Genomic DNA, 21,489 nt, shown 5'->3' on the forward strand with positions numbered 1-21,489 from the left:
ATAGGTAAGGCTACCCTAAGTGGGCCGGGCGATCGCCGGGCTCACCCTTCCAAACGGATGCGCCAGCGCGCTGATACGCGCCCGCGCCTCCGATGACAGGAGCACTCACATGCGCACTCCCCGCCCCCTCGTCGCCGCCTCGGTGGCGGCCGTCGCCGTCGCCGCCCTCGCGGGCTGCGCCGGCACCACGCCGGCCGCCGAGCCCGCCGCGGGCTCGGCGCCTGCGACCGTCACCGTCGAGGACAACCACGGCGAGCAGACCGTGCCCTCGCCGCCGGAGCGCGTCGTCGCCACCGACAACCGCACGATCTCGATGCTCGACGCCTGGGGGATCGACGTCGTGGCTGCGCCGCTCGACATCTTCCCCGCCGGCCTGTCCTACAAAGAAGACGGCGCCGGTGTCGCGAACCTCGGCAACCACAACGAGCCCGACCTGGAGGCCGTCGTCGCAGCCGATCCCGACCTGATCGTCAACGGCCAGCGGTTCTCGAGCTACTACGCCGACTTCGAGACCCTCGTCCCCGACGCGACGATCGTCGAACTCGACCCGCGTGACGGCGAGCCCTTCGACGAGGAACTCACGCGACAGGTGACCACCCTCGGCGAGGTGTTCGGCAAGCAGGACGAGGCCGCCGCGCTCGTCGCCGAGTTCGAGGCATCCATCGACCGCGTGATCTCCGCCTACGACGACTCGCAGACCGTCATGGGCCTCATCACCTCGGGCGGCGAGATCAACTACGCCGCACCCACGACGGGCCGCACACTCGGGCCCGTCTACGACATCCTCGGCCTCACACCGGCGCTCGAGTCCGACGGCTCGACCGACCACCAGGGCGATGACATCTCGGTCGAGGCGATCGCCGCGTCGAACCCCGACTGGATCCTCGTCATGGACCGCGACGCGGGCGTCAGCGTCAACACCGACGAGGCCTACACGCCGGCGAACGACCTCATCGCGGACTCCGAAGCACTCCGAAACGTCACCGCGGTCACCGAGGGGAACATCGTCTACACGCCGCAGGGCACGTACCTCAACGAGGGCATCGAGACGTACACGACGTTCTTCAACGACCTGGCGGACGCACTCGAGAGCTGATGACCGACCTCGTCCGGGCGCCCGCGCGGAGCCGCCGCTCCCGCGGGCGCCTGTTCACCTGGCCGCTGGCCCTGGGAGTCGCGGCCGTCGGCGCGCTCATCGCCCTATCGCTCTCGATCGGCGTCTACGACGTGTTCGGCGCCGCGGACGGCGGCGAGATGTTCGCGATCACCCGCATCCCCCGCACGGTCGGCCTCGTCCTGGCCGGTGCCGCCCTCGCCATGTGCGGCCTCGTCATGCAGCTGCTGACCCAGAACCGCTTCGTCGAGCCCACGACCACCGGAACCACCGAGTGGGCGGGGCTCGGGCTGCTCCTGGTCATGCTCGTCCTCCCCGATGCGCCGCTCATGGTGCGCATGGTGGGCGCCGTCGGTATGGCCTTCGTGGGCACCATGCTGTTCTTCCTCTTCCTCCGCCGCGTCATGCTGACGTCGTCGATCATCGTCCCGATCGTCGGGATGATGCTCGGGGCCGTGGTGGGCGCGGTCTCGACGTTCATCGCGCTCTCGACCAACATGCTCCAGAGCGTCGCCATCTGGTTCACCGGGTCGTTCACGTCGGTGCTGCGCGGGCAGTACGAGCCGCTGTGGATCGTGCTCGTCGTCGTGGTGGCGGTCTTCCTCGTGGCCGATCGGTTCACGATCGCCGGGCTCGGGCAGGACGTCGCCACGAACGTCGGCGTGAACTACGAGCGGGTCGTCCTCGTGGGCACGGTCCTCATCGCCCTGGCCGCCGGCGTCGTGACCGTCGTGGTGGGGAACCTTCCGTTTCTCGGCCTCATCGTCCCGAACGTCGTCTCGCTCATCCGGGGCGACGATCTGCGCTCCAACCTGCCCTGGGTGGCCCTCGGCGGCGTCGCACTCATCACGACGTGCGACATCCTGGCGCGCGTCGTCAACGCGCCCTTCGAAGTGCCCGTGTCGCTGATCCTCGCCATGGTCGGCTCGGTCGTGTTCATCGGCCTCCTCCTCCGGCAGCGTCGTCATGGGTGAGCGCACCGCCCTGTCGGGCCCGTTCCCCACGGTCGCCCGTGCCCGCCGGTATGCGCTGATCATGAGCGCGTTGCTCGCCGCCGCAGTCGTCATCGCCGTCGGCATCCTCGTCTGGGACAACCCCGCCCCCGCCGGCAGCGACGGATTCTGGCGCATCGCCGAGCTGCGGGTCACGAGCGTCATCGTGATCCTGGTCGTCGCGGTGTGTCAGGGTGCGGCGACGATCGCGTTCCAGACCGTGACCGGAAACCGCATCGTCACCCCGTCGATCATGGGGTTCGAGTCGCTGTACACGGCCATCTCCACCTCGGCGATCTTCTTCTTCGGCATGGCCGGCGCCCTCATGGTGCAGGGCGTCGGACCGTATCTCCTGCAAATCGTTGCGATGCTGATCTTCTCGGGGGCCCTCTACGGCTGGCTCCTCTCCGGCCGCTACGCCAACGTACAGATCATGCTGCTGGTGGGGATCATCCTGGGCGGTGCGCTCGCCGCGTTCTCCACCTTCTTGCAGCGGATGCTGACGCCCACCGAGTTCGACCTGCTCACCGCACGGCTGATCGGCAGTGTCGCGAACGCCGACGCGACCTACCTGCCGGTCGCCGTACCGCTCGCCCTCGCGGCGGCCGGGGCCCTCTGGCTAGGCGGCGGACGACTGAACGTCCTCGGGCTCGGGCGGCCCGTCGCCCTGAGTCTCGGCTCCCCGCACCGGCGGGAGTCGATCCAGGCGCTGCTGCTCGTGTCGGTGCTGATGGCGGTGTCGACCTCGCTCATCGGACCGATGACGTTCTTCGGGTTCCTCGTCGCGATGATCACCTACCAACTGGCCGACACCTTCGACCACCGGCGGATGTTCGCTCTGGCCGCGCTCGTCGGGTTCGTCGTTCTCGGCGGGGCGTACGTCGTCCTCAAGCACGTGTTCTACGCGGCAGGCTCGGTCGGCATCATCGTCGAGATCGTCGGCGGCTCGTTCTTCCTCATCCACCTCCTGCGAAAGGGGCGCCTGTGATCTCGCTCACCGCCGTCGAGAAGCGCTACACGACCGACGTCGCGATCGGGCCCGTCACCCTCGACCTGCCCTCCGGCGGCATCACGGCCCTGATCGGGCCCAACGGTGCCGGAAAGTCGACGCTGCTCACGATGATCGGCCGACTCCTCTCCGCCGACTCGGGCACCATTTCCGTCGGTGGGCACGACGTCGCGGCGACGCCGTCGCGTGACCTGGCGAAGGTCGTCGCGATCCTCCGGCAGGAGAACCACTTCGTCACCCGGCTGACGGTGCGCCAACTGATCGGCTTCGGGCGCTACCCGCACTCGCGCGGCCGTCTCACCCGCGAGGACGAGGCGATCATCGACCGGTCGATCGACTTCCTCGGTCTCGATGGGCTCGAGGGGCGTTACCTCGACGAGCTGTCGGGCGGCCAGCGCCAGCGCGCTTACGTCGCGATGGTCCTCGCCCAGGACACCGACTACGTGCTCCTCGACGAACCGCTCAACAACCTCGACATCCAGCACGCTGTGCAGATGATGCGGCACCTCCACCGCGCCGCCGTCGAACTCGGGCGCACGATCGTCGTGGTGCTCCACGACATCAACTTCGCCGGCCACTACGCCGACCGGGTGTGCGCGATGAAAAGCGGCCGCGTCGCAGCTTTCGGCAGCCCCGAGGAGATCATCCGAGGCGACGTGCTCTCCGAGATCTTCGACACCGAGGTCGAGGTCATCGACGGGCCGCGAGGGCGGCTCGCGGTCTACTACTAGAGCTGCGCGCCGTCATCGTCGCGGTCGTAGATGCCCTGATTGCGGCCCCGTCGCGACTCGTAGGCGATGAGCCAGCCGATCGACACGGCGGCGGCGAGGACGAGCCCGAGCCAGATGTTCTGCATGACCAGCCCGAACAGGATGCCGATGGCGAAGACGAGCAGGGCCCCGAGAGCCCAGTAGCTGTGTCCCCGTTCCCAGCGGCGCTTCGTCATGTCCCCACCCTAGATCGCCGCCGTGCGGACGGTTAGCGTGGCGGCGTGAAGCTCTCTCATCCGCTCCTGTCCGATATCCCCGTCCACGCGACGACCGAGCGGCCGGGAAAGGAGCGCCCCGTCCTGCTCTGGCATCACGGATCCCCGCAGACGGGCGCCGTGCTGCCCCCGGTCGCCGAGGCCGCCGCCGCGGCGGGGATGGACGTCGTTTCGGTCACCCGGCCCGCCTACGGCGGGGCGCCTCGCGAGGTGTACCGCGATGTCCGGAGCGTCGCCGCCGGCCTCGAGCGGGTCTTCGAGGCCCTCGAGCTGCACGACGTGATCTCCGTCGGCGCGTCGGGCGGCGGTCCGCACGCACTCGCCTGCGCCGCCGTGCTGCCGAGTCGGGTCGCCGGCGTCATCACGCTGGCCGGCCTCGCGCCGTTCCGCCCCGGCGACGAGACGTGGTTCGACGGCATGATCGACCCCTCGGGGCTGCGCGCGGGAATCGAAGGCCTCGAGGCCCGGACGACCCATGCCGAGGTCGACCGCTTCGACCCCGAGAGCTTCGTCGCCGCCGACTATCGCGCCCTCGAGACGACCTGGGCATCGCTCGGCGACGACGTCGCGGCGTCGGCCGAGTGGGGCGGTGAGGGGCTCATCGACGACGACATCGCGTTCACCCGGCCCTGGGGCTTCGACCTCGGCAACGTGACCACGCCGGTCGTGGTGATGCACGGCGACCTCGATCGGGTGGTCCCGCCCTCGCACGGCCGCGCCCTCGCCGACGGCCTCCGGGACGCGCGACTGATCACTGTGGCGGACGCCGGGCACATCGCGATCCTGGAGCACCTGCCCGAGGCGATCACCGCGCTCGTCGACCGCCGCTGACGGCGGACGAGCGGCTCAGCGGCCGCGATGGTCCTCGGGATGCAGGCGGGGCCCGCGCCGCGGCTCCTGCACGCCGCTCGCGCCGATCAGGCGGATCACGCGCTGACGGTGACCGCGCCACGGCTCGAGCAGCTCGCGCATGCCGTCGTCGTCGACGCGGGTGCCGGTGAGCGCATAGCCGACCTGATGGGCGACGTGGTAGTCGCCGAAGCTGACGGCATCCGCGTCGCCGAAGGCTCGGATGCGGGTCTCGGCGCTCGTCCAGACACCGACGCCCGGCAGGCTCGTGAGCACCCGGTCGCGGTCGTCGCCCGTCGTCGCTGCCGCAGCGGCGCGCTCGATCGACTCCCGGCGCCGGGCGGCGGCGACCACGGTGCGGGACTGCGGCGGCTCGAGCCCCGCGCGGTGCCAGGCCCAGCTCGGGATCATCCGCCACTCGGCCGGGGTCGCGTACATCGGCCGCGGCGTGGGGCCGGGCGCGGGCTCCCCGTAGTGGGTGACGATCCACCGCCACGCGCCGAAGGCCTGCAGACCGGTGACCTTCTGCTCGAAGATGCTGCTCGCGAGCGCGTCGAAGACGAGATCTGTCGCGCCGATCCTCAGATCGGGGCGCCGGTGATGGGTCGCGGCGATGAGCGGATGCCGCGACGCGTCGAACCCGTCGGGGTCGTCGTCTGCGCCGCACAGCCGGGGCAGCTGACTCAGCGACCAGGCGGCCCCCGGCCCCCAGGCCGCAGCGCGCACCGTGCGCAGGCCGACGCGGATCGCCGTCGTGGCGATGCCGTCGGGGGTACGCGTCACCCGCCAGATGACTCCGTCGGCGGTCGTCTGCGTCGGGTCGTGCGCCCCGCGCTGCTGGTAGCGGATCGCACCGTGGACGTCGGTCGGCACCCGGGGGCGGTACTCGGCATCGAGGGGGCGGAGCGACCGGGATGCGACCTGCTGTCGCTCCGCCGTTCGCTGCTGCCCCACCGACCTCATGCCGACACCCTACGTCGGGCGGCCGACAGTGCGGCCTGCGGCCTCAGAAGCGGTCGGGCGACGGCGTGCCGTGACCGTAGCGGATCACGACGTCGGCGTGGCGGTCGAACCGGTAGCCGATGCCGCGGACGGTGCGGACGATGTCCTCGTAGCGCCCGAGCTTCGAACGGAGCCGGCGCACGTGGACGTCGATGGTCCGCTCTCCGGGTGCCTCATCGCTGTCGGCGTGGCTCCAGAGCGACGACACCAGCTCGGTGCGCTCGATCGTCCGACCCTCGCGGAGCACGAGGTACTGCAGGAGTTCGAACTCCTTGAACGTCAGGGCGGCGGTCTCGCCGTCGATGTGGACGCGGCGGCGGGAGATGTCGATCGTCACGCCACCGGGAACGTGCTCCTCGACGGGCTCTTCGGGCTTCGTGCGCGCCACGGCGGCGGGCTCGTGCAGGGCGAGGCGCACGACGTCGACGTCGCGGCCGCCCGCGCCGGCGGGTGCCAGCGCGACCGTGGCATGCGTTTCGGCGTGCGGGGCGAGCTCGGCGAGCGTGCGGCGGAGGGCGTCCACGAGCACCGACAGGCTGACGCCGTCGGCGACGGCCTTGGCCTCGTCGATGCCGACGTACAGGGCGAAGCCGCGCGGTGCGGTGCCGGCCGGGAGGGCGGGGGCCGCGGGAGCGGCGACAGGAGCGATGTCCTCGACGGCGCGGAGGTGACGGGGGGCGGCGGGCGAGGAGAGGAGAGCGGAGGTCGACATGGCGATGTCCTTCGAAGGAGGAACCCGGACGGGAGCGGGTTCGGGGGTGTTGCGCGCGTATGGCCTCAGAGGGCCGGTGTGCGAGGCGACCGGCATCCGCGTCGTGGGCGGAGAACCGGCGTCTCGGGGGTCGTGGACGCCGCGTTCAGAAGCGGCGACGAGACCCAGCGGGGATTACCGTGTCAGCGGCACATTCGGCAACACATGACCACACGCTGCGGCATCATGATGCCGGCAGTTCCGTTCGCCTCCAGGGCGGACAGAGTGCGTGCGAAGTCAGTCATGAGGCCGATTATGACGAACCACGTCACGATGTGTCAAACCGCGCGGATCCCGGAGCCCTTGCGTGACGGAATGTGACACATTGCTCAATTCCGCACGGGGGCGCCGATCCGCGGAGACCAGCCCTTGCCGCGGGCGTAGCGTGGAGCCATGACCGAACTGGTGTTCACGGACGAGAAGGATGCCGCCCGCTACACGCTGCACCGCGGCGACGACCTGGTGAGCGTCCTCGACTACAACGACGACGGCCGGTCCGTCGCGCTGACCCGGGCGTACACGATCCCCACCTTCCGCGGCCACGGCTACGCGGGCGAACTCGTCTCCCGCGCGGTCGAAGTCCTCGCCGGCCGTGCCGACCGACGGGTCATCCCGACCTGCTGGTACGTCGCCGACTGGTTCGCGGCGCACCCCGAGCACGCCGCGCTGCTGCAGGAGCGACGCGCGGTCTGATCCGATCAGGCTCGCTCGTTGCCTCGAGCGGGCCGCACGGTCCAGCCGACCTGGACGAGCGCGGCCGCGAGCCGCGATGCGGCCACCTCGGCCACTTCGAGCGAGCGGTCCGAGCACACGTCGACGGCGAGCGGCGGCGGGTCGGAGAACTTGGGGATCAGCACTTCGGCCCATGCGCCGGGGCCGAGCCCGACTCTCGGGTAGGCGGTCCCGGCGTTCTCGACGGCGCCGTCGGAGACGAGGGCGATGACGTCGAGCGCGTCGAGCTTCGTGATCGGCAGGTCGACGACGAGTGTCACCACGAACGGGCCGCTGGCGGTGTCGCGGGGGATGCTCACCCGCTCATCCTCGCAGAGCCACGGGTCGGCGGGTCGGTACTCCCCGGGGCGGGGCGGGTCAACCCCGTCGGCCCCGCGCCCCGCGCGCCGCACACTTCTTGCAGGCGGCTTCGCCTCGAGCAGCCGCGCACACCCTCGACGCAAGGAGCACCTCATGGACGGCGACACCACGAACGCGAACGAGGCGAACGCCGAGCCCACGGGCGGCTGGCAGAGCGGCGGCGCGGCGGGCGGGGAGACGACCGAGCCCGCCGGCGCGGCCGATCTCGCCTCGAAGGAGGCGGCGGACGAGGTCGACCGGGGCCGCTCCGGCGCGCCCGCATCGCTGGCTCCCGACGGAACGCCCGACGGCGCCGCCGACGCGTTCGTCGAGAGCGCGGAGATCCAGCAGGGCCTCGACCCGGATGTCCTCACCGATGAGCAGGCCGACCAGCGCTGACCGACCGGATGCCGCCGGGGGCGACTAACCTAGGACGGTTATGACAGACCTGAACACCGCCAGCATTCCGCTCTCTCACACGCAACGCTGGCGAGCGTTCTGGGTCTGCGTCTCCGTCGCCGCCTTCACGATCCTCGACCTCTCGAAGATCAATGTCGGCCTCCCCGCGATCGAAGGATCGCTGGGCGCGTCGTCCACTCAGCTGCAGCTCGTCGTGTCGGGCTACATCCTGACGTTCGGACTCGCGCTCGTTCCGTTCGGTCGTCTCGGCGACCAGCGCTCGCGCAAGACGCTCTTCATCATCGGGCTCAGCCTGTTCACGGTGACGAGCGTGCTCTGCGCGATCGCCCCGACCATCGAGGTGCTCCTCGCGGCGCGGCTGCTCCAGGGCATCGCGGCCGGCATCCAGATGCCGCAGGTGATGGGCACGATCCAGCAGCTCTTCGTCGGCAAGGAGCGCGGCCGGGCCTTCGGCCTCTTCGGCGCCACGATCGGCATCGCCACCGCCTTCGGCCCGACGATCGGCGGGCTCATGATCGCCATCGGCGGCGAAGCCGAGGGGTGGCGCGGCATCTTCTGGTTCAACGTCCCGCTCTGCCTCCTCGTGCTCGCGGGCGTCATCTGGCTCCTGCCGCAGACACGCTCGGCCTCGGGCAAGCCGCTGCAGCTCGACCCGATCGGCATCGTGATCTTCGCGCTCATGATCGTGTCGCTGATGTGGCCCTTCCTGTTCACCACCGGGTCGCCGACCGACGACCCGAACCGGTGGTGGCTGCTGTCGGCGTTCGTCCTTTTCGCCGCCGCCTTCTTCTGGTGGGAGAAGCGCTACGGCGCCTCGGGCAAGCAGCCCCTCATCCCGTTCGGGATGTTCCGCATCTCCTCCTTCCGCAACGGCACCTTCGTGGTGGTCGCCTACTTCACCGCGATCCCGCCGATGTTCCTGCTCACGACGCTCTTCCTCCAGACCGGCATCGGCATCGCCCCGGTGTTCGCCGGCATGGTCTCGATCGGCTTCGCGGTAGCGAGCGCCGTCACCTCGTACTACGGCGGCCTGCTCGTCGCGCGCTTCGGCCGGCAGCTGGTCACGATGGGGCTCGCGGTCGTGCTCCTCAGCGTGATCGCTCTGACGATCGTCGCCTACACGCTTCCGCCCGAGGTCGTCCCGTACGGCATGGCCGCGGCGCTCCTGTTCGCGGGAGCGGGAGGCGGCTTCGTCGTGTCGCCGAACCAGACGATCACGCTCTCGGAGATCCCCGTCCGCGAGGGCGGACTCGCCGGCTCCGTCGGCCAGCTCGGGCAGCGCGTCGGCACCGCCGTCGGAACCGCGATCGGACTGTCGCTGTTCTACGCCACGATCTACCGCGAGACGGATGCCGGTCTCGAATCGCTCGCGATCTTCCACGATGCCTACGCCTACGGGATGGCCGCGGTCGGAGCCTTCCTCGCCATCGCGACCCTCGTCTCCGTCATCGACCTCGTCGCCACCAAGCGTCGCCGCGGCACCGTGGCGCCCGTCGCCGACGAGCCCGCCCGGAGCTGATCGCCCTCCGCGACCCCGGCGGACGGGCGTCCGCGGCGGGCCTCGCGGGCGATGTCGGGGGCTCCGTTTAGCGTGAAGACATGCGCATCCTGCACACCTCCGACTGGCACATCGGGCGGACCTTCCACGGTCACTCCACGCTCGATGCGCTGCGCAGCGTGCTCGAGGCGCTGACAGTCCAGGTGCGCGAGAAGGCCGTCGACGTGGTCATCGTGGCGGGCGACGTCTTCGACTCGGCGACCCCGGCGGCCGGGTGCTACGGACTGCTCAGCGACACGCTGCGCGCCCTCGCCGACACCGGCGCGAAAGTCGTGGTCACGAGCGGCAACCACGACTCCGCCGCCCGGCTCGGCTTCCAGGCCGGCCTGCTGCGCGACGGCATCCACGTGCTCACCGATCCCGACGGCATCGGAACGCCGGTGACCGTCGACGACGAGCACGGCCCCGTCCACATCTACGGGATCCCGTACCTCGAGCCGGCCCTTCTCCGTCACCGCGACGGCGGGTGGGCGGGAGCGCGCTCGCAGGCGGCGGTCGTCGGTCATGCGATGGACCTCGTCCGCGCCGATCTCGCCGAGCGAGGAGGGCGTTCGGTCGCCGTCGCGCACTGCTTCGCCGCCGGCGTCGAGCCGACTCCGCACCTCGAGCGCGACATCCAGCAGGGCGGGCTCGACATCGTCCCCCTCGCCGCCTTCGAGGGCGTCGACTACATGGCGCTCGGTCACATCCACGGCCGTCAGCGCCTCTCCGAGAGCGTCCGCTACGCGGGCGCGCCGCTGCACTACAACTTCGGCGAGGGCGCGAAGCCGCGCGGCTCGTGGCTCGTCGAGCTCAACGCCGACGGGCTGCAGTCGGTCGATTGGCTCGACCTGCCGGTGCCGCGCCGTCTGGTCATCCTCCGCGGCGCGTTCGCCGACATCCTGAGCGAGCCCGCGAACGAGGGCGCCGAAGACGCCTGGGTGTGCGTCGAATACACTGACGATCTCCCCGAGGCCGACCCGCTCCGCCGGCTTCAGGAGCGGTTCCCGTTCTGCGCTCGCGTGGTGCACGTTCCGGCGCAGGTGCGGGAGCGCGGGGCCGCGAGCTACGTCGAACGCGTCCGGGCGGCGCGGACCGATCGAGAACTCGTCGATGCCTTCCTCGTCCACGTGCGCGAGGGCAACGGGGTCTCCGACCGCGAGGCGGAGCTGCTCGACGACGTGCTCGACGAGCGGGTGCGCCAGGAGGCGCACGCGTGAAGCTCCACCGCCTCGAGCTCACCGGCTTCGGGCCGTTCCGCGAGCGGCAGGCGATCGACTTCGACGCGTTCGACGCCGACGGGCTGTTCCTCATCACGGGGCGGACCGGTGCGGGTAAATCGAGCATCCTCGACGGGGTCAGCTTCGCGCTGTACGGGTCGGTCCCGAGGTACGAGGGCGGCGACCGTCGACTTCGCAGCGACCATAGCTTCGTCACCGATCCCACCGAGGTGCGGCTGGAGTTCACCGTGGGCGGCACGCGCTGGCGCGTCACCCGCGCACCCGACTACGAGCGGCCCGCCAAGCGCGGCGGGGGGATGACCCTCGAACCCGCGCGTGCGGAGCTCGAGGAGAACGTCGACGGCGCGTGGATCGGACGCGCCGCCAAACAGCGCGAGGTCGGTCAGCTGCTCGACGAGGTGCTGGGCCTCACCGCCGTGCAGTTCCAGCAGGTCATCCTGCTCGCGCAGAACAAGTTCTCCCGGTTCCTGCTGGCCTCGGGAGCGGAACGCCAGCAACTGCTGCGCACGCTCTTCGGCACCCGTCGGTTCGAGCAGTACAAGGACGACCTCGAGCAGCGGCGTCGCGACGCGCAGAAGCGCCTCGACGAGGGCGGCGCGCAGGTGCGGACGCTCCTCGACATCGCCGAGCGCGACATCGCCTCTCACGCGCTGTCGGGCGACGACGAGGCCGACGCAGTCCACGACCTGACCGCTCGCCGCGAGGCTGTCGCCAGGGCGCTTTCGCGGGCCGACTACCGGGTCGACGTGCGGTCGAACGAGCGCATCTCCGCCGAAGCCGCCGCAGAAGCCGCCGCCCGCCGTCGTCAGGAGTTGGCCGACCGGATGCAGCGCCTCGCGGCGCTCGAGGCGGCGCGAGGCGAGCTCGCCCGCCGAGAGGCGGACGTGCCCGCCGCCGACGCGCAGCGCAGCCGGTTGGAACGGGCGCGCGCGGCCGAGACGCTCCGCGGGTCGATCGAGGCCGCCGACCGTGCCGCGGCGCGGCATGCGGACGCCCTTCTGGCGGCCGATCACGCGACCGCGGACTGGATCGCGGCGGGCGACCCGGCAGACGCCGACCTCGTCGCTGTCGTCGAGGTGCTCACCGGCACGATCGCGCGCGCCGAAGCGGCCCAGGACGCCGAGCGCGAACTCACCGCGCTCGACGCCGCAGCCGACGCCCGTGCCCGGGAGATCGCCACCGTCGCGGCTGCCTACGAGGAGATCGAGACACGACTCGGCGCCCTGCCCGCGCGACGCGAAGAGGCGGCATCCGATCTCGCGACGGCACGGGCAGAGGCGTCCCAGGTCGACGCGCGCTCCGCGACCCGCTCGACCCTGAGGGCGGCCCTCGACGCCGCGCGCGCGGCCGAGCGGCTGCTGCCCGAGCGTGACGCTGCCGAAGAGCGGTATCTCGCCGCCAACGCGGCGGCGGTCGGCGCGACGGAGCAGGTGGCCACGCTCCTCCGACAGCGGCTCGCCGGGCGCGCCGGCGAGCTCGCCGCCGCACTGGCCCCCGGCGACCCGTGCCCGGTGTGCGGGTCCACGGAGCACCCTGCGCCCGCCCCGGTGACGAGCGATCCCGTTTCCGACGACGACCTCGCCGCTGCCGAGACCGCGCGCGACCGCGCGACCGAGGGCGAGCGGCAGGCCGCCATCACCGCCGCCGCCGCGCGCGAGGCCCACGCCGTCGCGGTGACCGCGAGCGGCGGACGTGAGGCCGCCTCCCTCTCCGTCGACCTGGCGGCGGCCGACGCGGCCCACGCGGATGCCGTCGCGGCGCGCGCCCGCGTCGACGCCCTCACCGAGATGCTCACCGACCTCGCCGCGCTCGAGGAGGCGGCGCGGACCGAAGCGGCCGCCCTCTCCGACCGGTTGGCAGCGCTCCGCGAGGAGCAGGCCGGCGCCGACGCGACCCGCGCCGACATCCGTCGCTCCCTCGCCGATCTGCGCGGCGACCACCCGTCCCTCGCCGACCGCATCGAGGCGGAGCGCTCCCGTCGCTCTCGGGCCACCGCCGTCATCGACGCCCGCCGCGTCACCGCCGAGCGGGATCGGGTTCGCGTCGACGCGGTCACCGACCGTGACGCCCGCATCGCGGCATCCGAGTTCGATGACGCCGCCGACGTGGTGGCGGCGCTCCTCCCTGATGCCGCCCGGGCCGAGCTCGACGCGGCGGTGTCCGCCCACGCGGCGGCGCTGACCGCGGCGAAGGCCCGCGCACTCGAACTCGAACTGGACACCGTCGACGTGCAGGTCGCCGACGGCGAGCAGGACGATGCCGAGCGGGCCATCGCCGACACCGGCGCCGCCCGTTCCGCCGCGATCGCCGCCGTGACCGAGGCGGCGTCGGCCGCGGCGGGCCTCCGCGACCTGCTCGACCGGATCGACGCCGCTGCCGCCGCCGTCAGCGGCCGCGCCGAGGAGGCTGCGATCACCACGCGCCTGGCCGACACCGTCGCCGGCCGCGCGCCGAACACGATGAAGATGGACCTCGAGACGTTCGTGCTCGCGGCGGAGCTCGAAGAGATCGTCGGCGCCGCGAACCTCCGGCTGTCCGAGATGTCGGCAGGCCGCTACACGCTGCAGCATTCCGATGCGCGCCAGGCGCGCGGCGCCGCCTCCGGTCTCGCGATCGAGGTGCGCGACGCCTACACCGGGCGCTCGCGCTCGCCGCACTCCCTCTCGGGCGGCGAGACCTTCCTCGCCTCGCTCGCCCTCGCGCTCGGTCTCGCCGAGGTCGTCACCTCGCGCGCCGGCGGCATCCGACTCGACACCCTCTTCATCGACGAGGGGTTCGGCTCGCTCGACCCCGAGACGCTCGAGCTCGCCATGCGCACCCTCGACGAGCTGCGCGCCGGAGGCCGCGTCGTGGGCGTGATCAGCCACGTCGAGGCGATGAAAGAGCAGATCCCCGCGCAGCTGGTCGTCGAGGCGACCGGCGAGGGCCCGAGCATCGTGCGACAGGACACGGCACTGCCCGCCTGAGGTCGACTCAGGTCATGCGGTAGCCGACGCCCCGCACGGTCTCGATGCGGTCGGCGCCGAGCTTCTGCCGCAGGTAGCCCACGTACACGTCGGCGACGTTCGAGCCGGGATCGAAGTCGTACCCCCACACCCGGCTGAGCAGCTGCTCACGGCTGAGCACCTGACCGGGATTGCGGATGAACTCCTCGGCCAGCGCGAACTCCCGCGCCGACAGCTCGACCCGAGCGCCGTCGACGCGCGCCTCGCGGGTGCGGATGTCGAGGACCAGATCACGATGCGAGAGCGACGGCGTCGCCGCGGCGTCGTCCTCACGCCGCATCCGCAGCCGGATGCGTGCGAGCAGCTCGTCGAACCGGAACGGCTTTCCCAGGTAGTCGTCGGCGCCGCCCTCGAGCCCCGCCACCGTGTCGCGGACGTCGACCCGCGCCGTCAGCATGATCACCGGCAGCCGGGATCCGCTCCCGCGCAGCTGCTCGAGTACGTCGAAGCCGTTCATACCCGGGAGGTTGACATCGAGCACCAGCAGATCGAACTCGTCGCTCTGGGCGAGGTGCAGCGCCTCGGGGCCGGTCGGAGCGACACGGGTCGCATACCCCGCGGAGCGCAGTCCCTTCTCGACGAACCCGGAGATGCGTGCTTCGTCTTCGGCGATGAGGATGGATGCCATCTCACGCCCCCTCTCGGTCGAGCACGGGAACCGGGGGCGGCGGCGCCACCGGCGGGGAGAGGTCGTCGCCTGCGGGCGCGACTCCCTGGTGGGGGACCGACAGCAGGAAGACCGCACCGCCGCCCTGGGCGTCGGCTACCCGTGCGGAGCCGCCGTGCGCGCGGGCGATGACCTGCACGATGTTGAGCCCGAGACCGCTGCCGCTGTTCTCGTCCTGCCCGCGGTGGAACCGCTCGAACACGAGGCTCTTCGCCTCGTCGGGAACGCCGGGACCGTGATCGCGCACCCAGAACTCGACGGCGCCGGGAACGACGCGGCTGCCCATCACGATCTCGCCCCCGCCGTGAGTGACCGCGTTCTGCGCGAGCTGGAGGAGCGCCTGGGTGAGCCGGTCGGCATCCGCATCGATGACGATGTCGGCCACCCGGCCGGTCGTGACAGACGCTCCCGTGATCATCGTCGCCTTCCGCGCGACCTGGTGCAGGATGTCGCCGGCATCCACCGGGGCGGGGGAGATGGGCGCAGGGCCGTGGAGGGAGGCGGTCGCCGCGAGGTCGCTCACGAGCTTGTCCATCCGGTCGAGCTCGTCGACGGCCAGGTCGCGCGAGGCCGCGGCGTCGTCGGGATCGTGAGGGTCCATCACCTCGAGGTTGCCCCGGACGATCGTGAGGGGGGTTTTGAGCTCGTGCTGCACGTCGCTCAGCAGACGCCGCTGCGAGTCGAGGGCGTCGTCGAGTCGGTCGAGCATGGCGTTCATCGTCGCCGCGAGGTCGGACACGTCGTCGCGTCCGTCGATCGGGAGCCGTTCGGAGAGGGACTGCGCCGAGACCCGCTGCGCGGTCTCGCGCATGCGTCGGAGCGGACGCAGGAGCCGGGTGGAGACGATGAAGGCGACGGCCGTGATGATCAGCAGGGCGAGCGCCGCCGTGATCAGGTAGGCCCGTGCCGGATCGTCGATCTCGGCGAGCTCGGCGTCGACGTCGTAGGCCAGCGCGAAGACGACCTGGTCGCCGGTGCTGTCGCCGTCGACCGCGATCGGTGCGGCGAGGTAGCGCCAGAGCACTCCGTCGTCCGAGTACGTTCCGATCACGGGGTCGCCACCGCGCGCGGCGGTCGCGGCGTGGGCTGCGAAGCCGGGGGCATCCCGAAGGTCGAGATCGAGCTGCATCCCGGGGGTCATGACCGCGCGTCCGCCGACGATGCCGATCGCGCCGGTGTTGTCGTCGGGGCTCATGCGCTGCACGACGGCGTAGAGAGCGTCGTCCGACGCGGTCCAGCTGCCGCCGCCGTCGTCTCCCGCCGCGACGATGTAGCGCGCCGACTCGACGTTGTCGTGCAGCCTGCCCTCGATGGCGCTGAGGGTGCTTCCCCGCTCGACGACGTAGACGGTGATCCCGACGCTCAGCATCCCGATCGCGGCGACCGCCGTGATGGCGGCGACGATGCGGGTGCGCACCGACAGGGCGGACCTCCGGCCGGGTGCGTCATCCATGACCCCAGTATCGCCAGGGCGACATATCGAAACCCTGACCCTAAGAAAGCTCTCACGCCGCTGCAGGCGCGGGAGTGATGGGATCGGAGGATGACGACAGCAGGCAGGGCAGCGGAGGCGACGGCGGATGCCGACGCGCCGCTCCTCGCGCAGGCGCTCGACGTCCCGCCCTCACAGCTGACCCTGCTCAGCCGCGAGCCCCTCGGCGAGGGGCACGTGGCGGGATTCCGCCTTGCGGATGCCGCTCACGCCGTCGCCTACCTCGACACCTCGCTCCTGCCCGTCGACGTCGAGACGGGCCTCGCCCTCGAGGGCGTCGCGCGTGTCTGGATCCACCCCGCAGACCCGCACCTCCCCGCCCTCGCTCCGGCAGCCTTCGGGCAGGCCACCGAGATCCTGCTCGGCAGGCTCGGGATGACCTCGGCCGGTGCTCCGGAGATCGTCGGCTACCGGCCCGGGCGGCGCGCCGTCCTCCGCGTCCCGGCGACGCACGATGTCGTCTGGGTCAAGATCGTCCGTCCGTCACGGGTGCGGAGGGTCGTGGACAATCACGCCCGACTCACCGGCGCAGGTCTCCCGGTGCCCGCCGTGCACGGCTGGTCGCCGGATGGGCTCATCGTCATGGCCGGGGCGCCCGGTGTCGCCGCCACGGACGCCCGCCCCGAGCCGCACCGCCTGCTCGACGGCGTCGACGACCTGCGCCGGGCCCTCGCGGCATCCGGCCTGGCGGAGCCGGCCCGCACCACGCTGCTCGCACGCCGCGACTGGTATGCCGAGCACCTCATCGTCCTCGCGCCCGGGCGCCGCGACGACATCCGGGCGCTCGTCGCCGCGGTGGGGGGCGAGCACGACGCTCCGGGTGCCGCCGCGATCCACGGCGACCTGCACCTGGGTCAGCTCTTCCTCGACCCGCGGACCGACGCGGTCACGGGCCTCATCGACGTCGACACGGCGGGCGTCGGCGCCGCCGCCGACGACGTCGCCGCGTTCGTCGGCCACGCGGTCGCGAGCGCGGCGCTCACGGCAGAAGCGCACGACGCGGAGCATGTCTGGGCGCTCGCCGCCGCCGCCTGGGAGAGATGGTACGACGTCGCGGGCATCCGGTCTCGCACGGCGGTGCACCTGCTCGGCCATGCGCTCGGTGCGGCGCACAGCGCAGCGTCCGCGCGGCGCGACGGCCTGCTCGCGGTCGCGGCGGCGATCGTCGACACCCGCTCCGACCCGGGTAAGACGCCTCTCATCGACTCCTTCGAGGCGATTTACGCACGCTCGGCACACTGATATCAGGCGGCCGGACGGGCGCCACCGACCTTGAGGAGAGATCATGTCGAAGAAGACCACGTGGGTCGCCTACGGAGTGACCGGAGTCATCGGGCTGGGCGTGCTCGCCGGTGCGGCGACGGCAGCGGCATCCGCCATGGACCTCCGCTCGGCCGACGGAACGACCATCCCCGGTGGCCAGCTCACCGGCAAGAACGGCTCGCTGCTCGAGCGGCCCACCGTGCAGCTCCGGGTCGACGGGCAGTCGGTCACCGTGGTCTCCGCGCCGTCGCCGACCCCGATCGGCGCCGACGACACGATCCCGGATGCCGCCCAGCCGAGCGTCGTGACCCCGGTCACCCCGCCGTCCGCGGCGACCCCCGCAACTCCGGTGACTCCTGTCAGCCCGGCGACTCCGGCCAGCCCGGCGACGCCCGTGACGCCCGCCTCGGTCGTCTCGGCGGCCTCGAACTGACCGCCGATGCGGGCGCTGCCCCGTGGCATCCGTAGGCTGAGGGTATGAATACGCGCCTGCTCTGGACGATCCTCGGTGTCATCGTCGCGGTCGTGATCGCCTGGGTCATCGTCGACGTCGTTCTGAAGCTCGCCGTCTTCTTCGTCAAGCTCGTCCTCGTCGCCGTGGTCGCGCTCGTCGTGTTCGCGCTGCTGCGCTGGGTCTTCCGCCGCCGCGACGCCTGACGTCGCGGCCCTGCCTCAGCCGGAGCTCCGAGGTCAGACCCCGTAGAGCTCCGCGACGTGCGCGCGCAGCTGCGTGCTGCAGGCGGCGACGGTGTCGCGCCAGTCGGTGATGGCGTCGTCCTGCGCGTTGTCGGAGACGGCCTTGAGGATCCGGATCGGCACGCCGAACTGCTGCGCCACCCAGATGTAGGCGTACGCCTCCATGTCGACGAGCACGCCGCCGAGCTCGCGGATGGTGCTCACCGTGTCGGCGTCGTCGACGAAGTGGTCTCCGGTCGCGATCGTCGTGCCCTCGCGGCCGGCGATCGTCAGCAGCGGCGGAAGGGACACGTGCTGGCCGGCGATGCCGTCGACATCCGAGACGTCGTGCTGGAGAGCCGCGGTGACATCGTGGACGCCGACAGTGGTCTCGTCGACCGCGCCCGCGGTGCCGACCACGACGATCTCGTCGTACGCTGCTGCGTCGAGCGCGCGGGTGAGGGCGTACGTCGCCTGCAGCTTTCCCGGGCCCGTGACCAGCCGGTCGAAACCGGGGAGATCAGCGGGGAAGGCGACGAGTTCGGATTCGAGTGCGGCGACAAGCAGTTTCACCTCCCCATCCTTTCACCCGGCCGCTCGCCCGGCGGCGCCGGAGGGGCTCGGGCAGAATGGTCTCGCGGTCCGAACCCCGCTGGAGGAGTGACCATGTCGTTCTCGTCAGTGCAGCTCGACGCCCCTGAGGGCATCACCGTGCGACTCGGGTGGGACCCCGCGACGACTCCCCACGACCGGCGACGCCTGCTCGCCCGCGAGATCGTCTCGACCCGTCTCGGCGCCGACCCGAAGGACATCCGCGTCGACCGCGAGGAGCCCCGCGGGTTCGGATATCACCGCCGGCTGATCGCCTCCCACGGGGGAGCGGACCTGCCGCTGACGATCGCGACGGCGAGTTACCGCGCTGCGACGGTCGTGGCCGTCTGCGACGCCACCGTCCGGATCGGGCTCGACCTGCGCGACGCGCACCCCGACGACCGCGACCTGGCGATCATGCGCCGACACAGCCATCTCTTCGACGAGCAGAACGTGTCGGACCTCCTCGACCACTGGACGCACGTCCAGGCGGTCCTCGAGGCCGACGGCCGCGGAACGCGCGTCGTGCCCGAACGGGTGAAGCTCGGCACCGGCCGGGCGACCGGATGGCTGCCCGACCGATCCGCGATCTACGGCCTCACCGATCTCTCGCGAGACGCCTGGCTGATCACGCTCGCGCACCACGTTCCGGCGGAGCCTGCGCGGCCCTGACGGGTCAGTCTGCGGTTCCGAGCGCCGCGTCGAGCTCGGCAAGCCACGCGCGGGCGTTGCCGTCCGACGGTGCGCGCCAGTCGCCCCGCGGTGACAGCGAGCCCGCTGCGGTCACCTTGGGGCCGTTCGGGATCGCGCTCCGCTTGAACTGCGCGAAGCCGAAGTACCGGCTCACGAACACGCGCAGCCAGCGGACGATCGTCTCGCGGTCGTACGCGTAGCGGCCCTCCTCGGGGAATCCTGCCGGCCACGACCCGGCATCCCGATCACTCCAGGCCTGCTCGGCGAGGAAGGCGATCTTCGAGGGGCGGAACCCGTATCGCAGCACGTGGAACAGGGTGAAGTCGTGCAGGGCGTAAGGGCCGATCGAGGCCTCGGTCGACTGCACCTTGCCGTCGTCTCCCGCCGGCACCAGCTCGGGGCTGATCTCGGTGTCGAGGACGGCCTGCAAGATGACCTTCGCCTCCTCGGTCAGGGTCGTCCCCGACTCGTCGCTGTGCGCGATGACCCAGCGGATGAGGTGCTGGATGAGGGTCTTGGGCACGCCGACGTTCACGGCGTAGTGGCTCATGTGGTCGCCGACGCCGTAGGTCGCCCACCCGAGGGCGAGCTCGGAGAGGTCGGACGTGCCGATCACGATGCCGCCGTGCCGGTTCGCGAGGCGGAAGAGGAAGTCGGTGCGCGCACCGGCCTGCACGTTCTCGAACGTGACGTCGTAGACGGGCTCGCCCGAGGCGAACGGATGCCGGATCCCGCTGAGCAGCTCGGTGGCCATGGGCCGGATGTCGATCGTCTCGATGGTCGCGCCGATGGCCTCCGCGAGGGCGATCGCGTTCGACTTGGTGCCGTCGCTCGTCGCGAATCCGGGCATCGTGTAGGCCAGGATGTCGCTCCGCGGCCGGCCCATGCGGTCCATCGCCCGGGCGACGACGAGCAGGGCGTGCGTCGAGTCGAGGCCGCCCGAGACGCCGATCACGGGTTTCGGGTCGCCGATCGCGCGCATCCGCTGCTCGAGGCCCGACACCTGGATGTTGAAGGCCTCGTAGCAGTCGAGGTCGAGCCGAGCGGGGTCGTCGGGCACGAACGGGAAGCGGTCGAGGGGGCGGCGGAGGCCCGAGACGGATGCCGGGGGCGCGACCGTGAACGGGATCACCCGGAAGGCGGAGTCCGCGGCGCCGACGCCGAGCCCCTGCGTCCGGCGGTTGTCGTCGAAGGTGCCCTGACGGATGCGGTCCTGCCGGAGGCGGTCGAGGTCGACGTCGGCCACCGAACGCCGCGGGCCATCGGGGAAGCGCTCGGTCTCGGCGAGGAAGCTGCCCCCCTCGTAGATCATCGTCTGCCCGTCCCACGACACGTCGTTGGTCGACTCGCCCTGGCCCGCCGCCGCGTAGACGTACGCGGCGAGGCAGCGGAACGACTGCGACCGGGTCAGCAGGGTGCGGTCCTCGGCGCGCCCGATCGTGATCGGGCTGCTCGACAGGTTCAGGAGCACGGTCGCCCCGGCCAGGGCCGCGTCGGAGGACGGCGGCACGGGCACCCAGAAGTCCTCGCACACCTCGGCGTGGACGACGAGGCCCGGCACGTCGACGGCGTCGAAGAGGAGGTCGGGACCGAACGGCGCCGACAGTTCGCCGCGGTCGAACCAGTGGCCGCGGGTGTCGTCGCCGCGGGCGTACCAGCGGTGCTCGTAGAACTCCCGGTAGGTGGGGAGGTACGACTTCGGCACCACGCCGAGCACGGCACCGCCGTGGATCACCACGGCGCAGTTGTAGAGCCGGTTGCCGTGTCGGAGCGGGGCGCCGACGACCAGCATCGGCGTGAGGTCGGCCGACGCGCGGGCGATCCGCGTCAGCTGCTCCTCGACGGCATCCAGGAGCGGATCCTGCATCACGAGGTCTTCGATCGCATAGCCCGAGAGGCAGAGCTCGGGGAAGACGGCGACCGCAACGCCCTCCTCCGAGCATGCGCGTGCACTCTCGAGCACGGCGTCGGCGTTCGTGACCGGGTCGGCGACCGCCACCGGGATCGTGCAGGCGGCGACGCGGGCGTACCCGTGGCGGTAGGGGTTCTCGAAGGGCAGTTCTTCGTTCACCCGTCCAGTCTGTCAGGTGGCCCCGCCCCGACGGGAGGGGTGTCGGAGGCGGCGGTTAGGG

Annotated in this window: 22 protein-coding genes; 14 read left to right on the forward strand and 8 right to left on the reverse strand. The window is 71.6% G+C overall.

The features are described from left to right. Positions 1–109 precede the first annotated feature (109 nt). The 4 genes from ACJJV7_RS13525 to ACJJV7_RS13540 are packed head-to-tail and all read left to right on the forward strand — an operon-like array spanning position 110 to position 3,846. Positions 110–1,096, forward strand: a complete 987-nt coding sequence (locus ACJJV7_RS13525) for a siderophore ABC transporter substrate-binding protein (RefSeq protein ID WP_405467868.1) — start codon at positions 110–112, stop codon at positions 1,094–1,096. After that, a complete protein-coding gene (locus ACJJV7_RS13530) occupies positions 1,096–2,088 on the forward strand; it encodes an ABC transporter permease (protein ID WP_405373922.1) in 993 nt (330 codons plus the stop codon). The genes ACJJV7_RS13525 and ACJJV7_RS13530 overlap by 1 nt, the downstream gene beginning before the upstream one ends. Then, entirely contained in the window at positions 2,081–3,094 is a 1,014-nt protein-coding gene (locus tag ACJJV7_RS13535) for an iron chelate uptake ABC transporter family permease subunit (RefSeq protein ID WP_405373920.1), read from the forward strand. The genes ACJJV7_RS13530 and ACJJV7_RS13535 overlap by 8 nt, the downstream gene beginning before the upstream one ends. Next, a complete protein-coding gene (locus tag ACJJV7_RS13540) occupies positions 3,091–3,846 on the forward strand; it encodes an ABC transporter ATP-binding protein (RefSeq protein WP_405373919.1) in 756 nt (251 codons plus the stop codon). The genes ACJJV7_RS13535 and ACJJV7_RS13540 overlap by 4 nt, the downstream gene beginning before the upstream one ends. Here ACJJV7_RS13540 and ACJJV7_RS13545 read toward each other — a convergent pair. Next, positions 3,843–4,061 (reverse strand): hypothetical protein, encoded by a 219-nt coding sequence (locus ACJJV7_RS13545; protein ID WP_405373917.1) that lies wholly within the window; start codon positions 4,059–4,061, stop codon positions 3,843–3,845. The genes ACJJV7_RS13540 and ACJJV7_RS13545 overlap by 4 nt on opposite strands. 45 nt (positions 4,062–4,106) lie before the next feature. Here ACJJV7_RS13545 and ACJJV7_RS13550 point away from each other — a divergent pair, with 45 nt between their 5' ends. Continuing rightward, the gene (locus tag ACJJV7_RS13550) at positions 4,107–4,931 is read left to right on the forward strand and encodes an alpha/beta fold hydrolase (RefSeq protein WP_405373915.1); all 825 of its coding nucleotides are present in this window, start codon (positions 4,107–4,109) and stop codon (positions 4,929–4,931) included. A gap of 15 nt (positions 4,932–4,946) precedes the next feature. On the opposite strand, the gene ACJJV7_RS13555 is transcribed toward ACJJV7_RS13550, so the two are convergent. Both ACJJV7_RS13555 and ACJJV7_RS13560 read right to left on the reverse strand, forming a co-directional pair. Beyond that, positions 4,947–5,912 (reverse strand): DNA-3-methyladenine glycosylase family protein, encoded by a 966-nt coding sequence (locus ACJJV7_RS13555; protein ID WP_405373913.1) that lies wholly within the window; start codon positions 5,910–5,912, stop codon positions 4,947–4,949. Positions 5,913–5,955: 43 nt separating this feature from the next. After that, positions 5,956–6,663: a winged helix-turn-helix domain-containing protein gene (locus ACJJV7_RS13560; RefSeq protein ID WP_405373911.1), complete on the reverse strand. Its 708-nt coding sequence runs from the start codon at positions 6,661–6,663 to the stop codon at positions 5,956–5,958. A gap of 432 nt (positions 6,664–7,095) precedes the next feature. On the opposite strand from ACJJV7_RS13560, the gene ACJJV7_RS13565 reads away from it, so the two are divergent. After that, positions 7,096–7,395: a GNAT family N-acetyltransferase gene (locus ACJJV7_RS13565; protein WP_405373909.1), complete on the forward strand. Its 300-nt coding sequence runs from the start codon at positions 7,096–7,098 to the stop codon at positions 7,393–7,395. Between the two features lie 5 nt (positions 7,396–7,400). On the opposite strand, the gene ACJJV7_RS13570 is transcribed toward ACJJV7_RS13565, so the two are convergent. Next, positions 7,401–7,733, reverse strand: coding sequence for a hypothetical protein (locus tag ACJJV7_RS13570; protein WP_405373907.1), 333 nt, complete (start codon positions 7,731–7,733; stop codon positions 7,401–7,403). Positions 7,734–7,887: 154 nt separating this feature from the next. Here ACJJV7_RS13570 and ACJJV7_RS13575 point away from each other — a divergent pair, with 154 nt between their 5' ends. The 4 genes from ACJJV7_RS13575 to ACJJV7_RS13590 all read left to right on the forward strand — a co-directional run bounded on the left by ACJJV7_RS13575 (position 7,888) and on the right by ACJJV7_RS13590 (position 13,937). Beyond that, positions 7,888–8,172, forward strand: a complete 285-nt coding sequence (locus tag ACJJV7_RS13575) for a hypothetical protein (protein ID WP_405373905.1) — start codon at positions 7,888–7,890, stop codon at positions 8,170–8,172. A gap of 40 nt (positions 8,173–8,212) precedes the next feature. Beyond that, positions 8,213–9,712, forward strand: coding sequence for an MFS transporter (locus ACJJV7_RS13580; protein ID WP_405373904.1), 1,500 nt, complete (start codon positions 8,213–8,215; stop codon positions 9,710–9,712). An 80-nt stretch (positions 9,713–9,792) separates the two neighbouring features. After that, complete coding sequence (locus ACJJV7_RS13585) at positions 9,793–10,950, forward strand: exonuclease SbcCD subunit D (protein ID WP_405373902.1); 1,158 nt, start codon at positions 9,793–9,795, stop codon at positions 10,948–10,950. Next, the gene (locus ACJJV7_RS13590) at positions 10,947–13,937 is read left to right on the forward strand and encodes an AAA family ATPase (RefSeq protein ID WP_405373900.1); all 2,991 of its coding nucleotides are present in this window, start codon (positions 10,947–10,949) and stop codon (positions 13,935–13,937) included. Before ACJJV7_RS13585 ends, ACJJV7_RS13590 begins: the two co-directional genes overlap by 4 nt. Positions 13,938–13,944: 7 nt before the next feature. Here ACJJV7_RS13590 and ACJJV7_RS13595 read toward each other — a convergent pair whose 3' ends face one another. Then, positions 13,945–14,604, reverse strand: coding sequence for a response regulator transcription factor (locus tag ACJJV7_RS13595; RefSeq protein WP_405373898.1), 660 nt, complete (start codon positions 14,602–14,604; stop codon positions 13,945–13,947). 1 nt (position 14,605) lies between these two features. Beyond that, positions 14,606–16,096 carry an ATP-binding protein gene (locus ACJJV7_RS13600; protein WP_405373896.1) on the reverse strand — a complete coding sequence of 497 codons (1,491 nt, stop codon included), beginning with the start codon at positions 16,094–16,096 and terminating at the stop codon, positions 14,606–14,608. 90 nt (positions 16,097–16,186) lie between these two features. Between ACJJV7_RS13600 and ACJJV7_RS13605 the strand changes: the two genes are divergently transcribed. The 3 genes from ACJJV7_RS13605 to ACJJV7_RS13615 are packed head-to-tail and all read left to right on the forward strand — an operon-like array spanning position 16,187 to position 18,055. Further along, positions 16,187–17,377, forward strand: coding sequence for a hypothetical protein (locus tag ACJJV7_RS13605; RefSeq protein ID WP_405373894.1), 1,191 nt, complete (start codon positions 16,187–16,189; stop codon positions 17,375–17,377). 43 nt (positions 17,378–17,420) lie between these two features. Then, positions 17,421–17,831: a hypothetical protein gene (locus tag ACJJV7_RS13610; RefSeq protein ID WP_405373893.1), complete on the forward strand. Its 411-nt coding sequence runs from the start codon at positions 17,421–17,423 to the stop codon at positions 17,829–17,831. Between the two features lie 44 nt (positions 17,832–17,875). Then, positions 17,876–18,055, forward strand: a complete 180-nt coding sequence (locus tag ACJJV7_RS13615) for a hypothetical protein (RefSeq protein WP_405373891.1) — start codon at positions 17,876–17,878, stop codon at positions 18,053–18,055. A 33-nt stretch (positions 18,056–18,088) separates the two neighbouring features. On the opposite strand, the gene ACJJV7_RS13620 is transcribed toward ACJJV7_RS13615, so the two are convergent. After that, positions 18,089–18,646, reverse strand: a complete 558-nt coding sequence (locus ACJJV7_RS13620) for a nucleosidase (protein WP_405373889.1) — start codon at positions 18,644–18,646, stop codon at positions 18,089–18,091. Positions 18,647–18,739: 93 nt separating this feature from the next. Between ACJJV7_RS13620 and ACJJV7_RS13625 the strand changes: the two genes are divergently transcribed. Continuing rightward, entirely contained in the window at positions 18,740–19,336 is a 597-nt protein-coding gene (locus ACJJV7_RS13625) for a hypothetical protein (protein WP_405373887.1), read from the forward strand. 4 nt (positions 19,337–19,340) lie between these two features. Here the strand turns inward: ACJJV7_RS13625 and ACJJV7_RS13630 are convergent, their stop codons facing one another. Then, a complete protein-coding gene (locus ACJJV7_RS13630; protein WP_405373885.1) occupies positions 19,341–21,428 on the reverse strand; it encodes an NAD(+) synthase in 2,088 nt (695 codons plus the stop codon). Positions 21,429–21,489 lie beyond the last annotated feature (61 nt).

Origin of the sequence: Microbacterium sp. Ld4 (genome assembly GCF_045066555.1) — a bacterium.
GTDB lineage: Bacteria > Actinomycetota > Actinomycetes > Actinomycetales > Microbacteriaceae > Microbacterium.

Bases quoted from the DNA above. Each gene is read 5' to 3' on its own strand.
- ACJJV7_RS13525 (WP_405467868.1), top strand. From the start codon at position 110: ATGCGCACTCCCCGCCCCCTCGTCGCCGCCTCGGTGGCGGCCGTCGCC.
- ACJJV7_RS13530 (WP_405373922.1), top strand. From the start codon at position 1,096: ATGACCGACCTCGTCCGGGCGCCCGCGCGGAGCCGCCGCTCCCGCGGG.
- ACJJV7_RS13535 (WP_405373920.1), top strand. From the start codon at position 2,081: ATGGGTGAGCGCACCGCCCTGTCGGGCCCGTTCCCCACGGTCGCCCGT.
- ACJJV7_RS13545 (WP_405373917.1), bottom strand. From the start codon at position 4,061: ATGACGAAGCGCCGCTGGGAACGGGGACACAGCTACTGGGCTCTCGGG.
- ACJJV7_RS13555 (WP_405373913.1), bottom strand. From the start codon at position 5,912: ATGAGGTCGGTGGGGCAGCAGCGAACGGCGGAGCGACAGCAGGTCGCA.
- ACJJV7_RS13560 (WP_405373911.1), bottom strand. From the start codon at position 6,663: ATGTCGACCTCCGCTCTCCTCTCCTCGCCCGCCGCCCCCCGTCACCTC.
- ACJJV7_RS13565 (WP_405373909.1), top strand. From the start codon at position 7,096: ATGACCGAACTGGTGTTCACGGACGAGAAGGATGCCGCCCGCTACACG.
- ACJJV7_RS13575 (WP_405373905.1), top strand. From the start codon at position 7,888: ATGGACGGCGACACCACGAACGCGAACGAGGCGAACGCCGAGCCCACG.
- ACJJV7_RS13580 (WP_405373904.1), top strand. From the start codon at position 8,213: ATGACAGACCTGAACACCGCCAGCATTCCGCTCTCTCACACGCAACGC.
- ACJJV7_RS13585 (WP_405373902.1), top strand. From the start codon at position 9,793: ATGCGCATCCTGCACACCTCCGACTGGCACATCGGGCGGACCTTCCAC.
- ACJJV7_RS13595 (WP_405373898.1), bottom strand. From the start codon at position 14,604: ATGGCATCCATCCTCATCGCCGAAGACGAAGCACGCATCTCCGGGTTC.
- ACJJV7_RS13600 (WP_405373896.1), bottom strand. From the start codon at position 16,096: ATGGATGACGCACCCGGCCGGAGGTCCGCCCTGTCGGTGCGCACCCGC.
- ACJJV7_RS13605 (WP_405373894.1), top strand. From the start codon at position 16,187: ATGACGACAGCAGGCAGGGCAGCGGAGGCGACGGCGGATGCCGACGCG.
- ACJJV7_RS13610 (WP_405373893.1), top strand. From the start codon at position 17,421: ATGTCGAAGAAGACCACGTGGGTCGCCTACGGAGTGACCGGAGTCATC.
- ACJJV7_RS13615 (WP_405373891.1), top strand. From the start codon at position 17,876: ATGAATACGCGCCTGCTCTGGACGATCCTCGGTGTCATCGTCGCGGTC.
- ACJJV7_RS13625 (WP_405373887.1), top strand. From the start codon at position 18,740: ATGTCGTTCTCGTCAGTGCAGCTCGACGCCCCTGAGGGCATCACCGTG.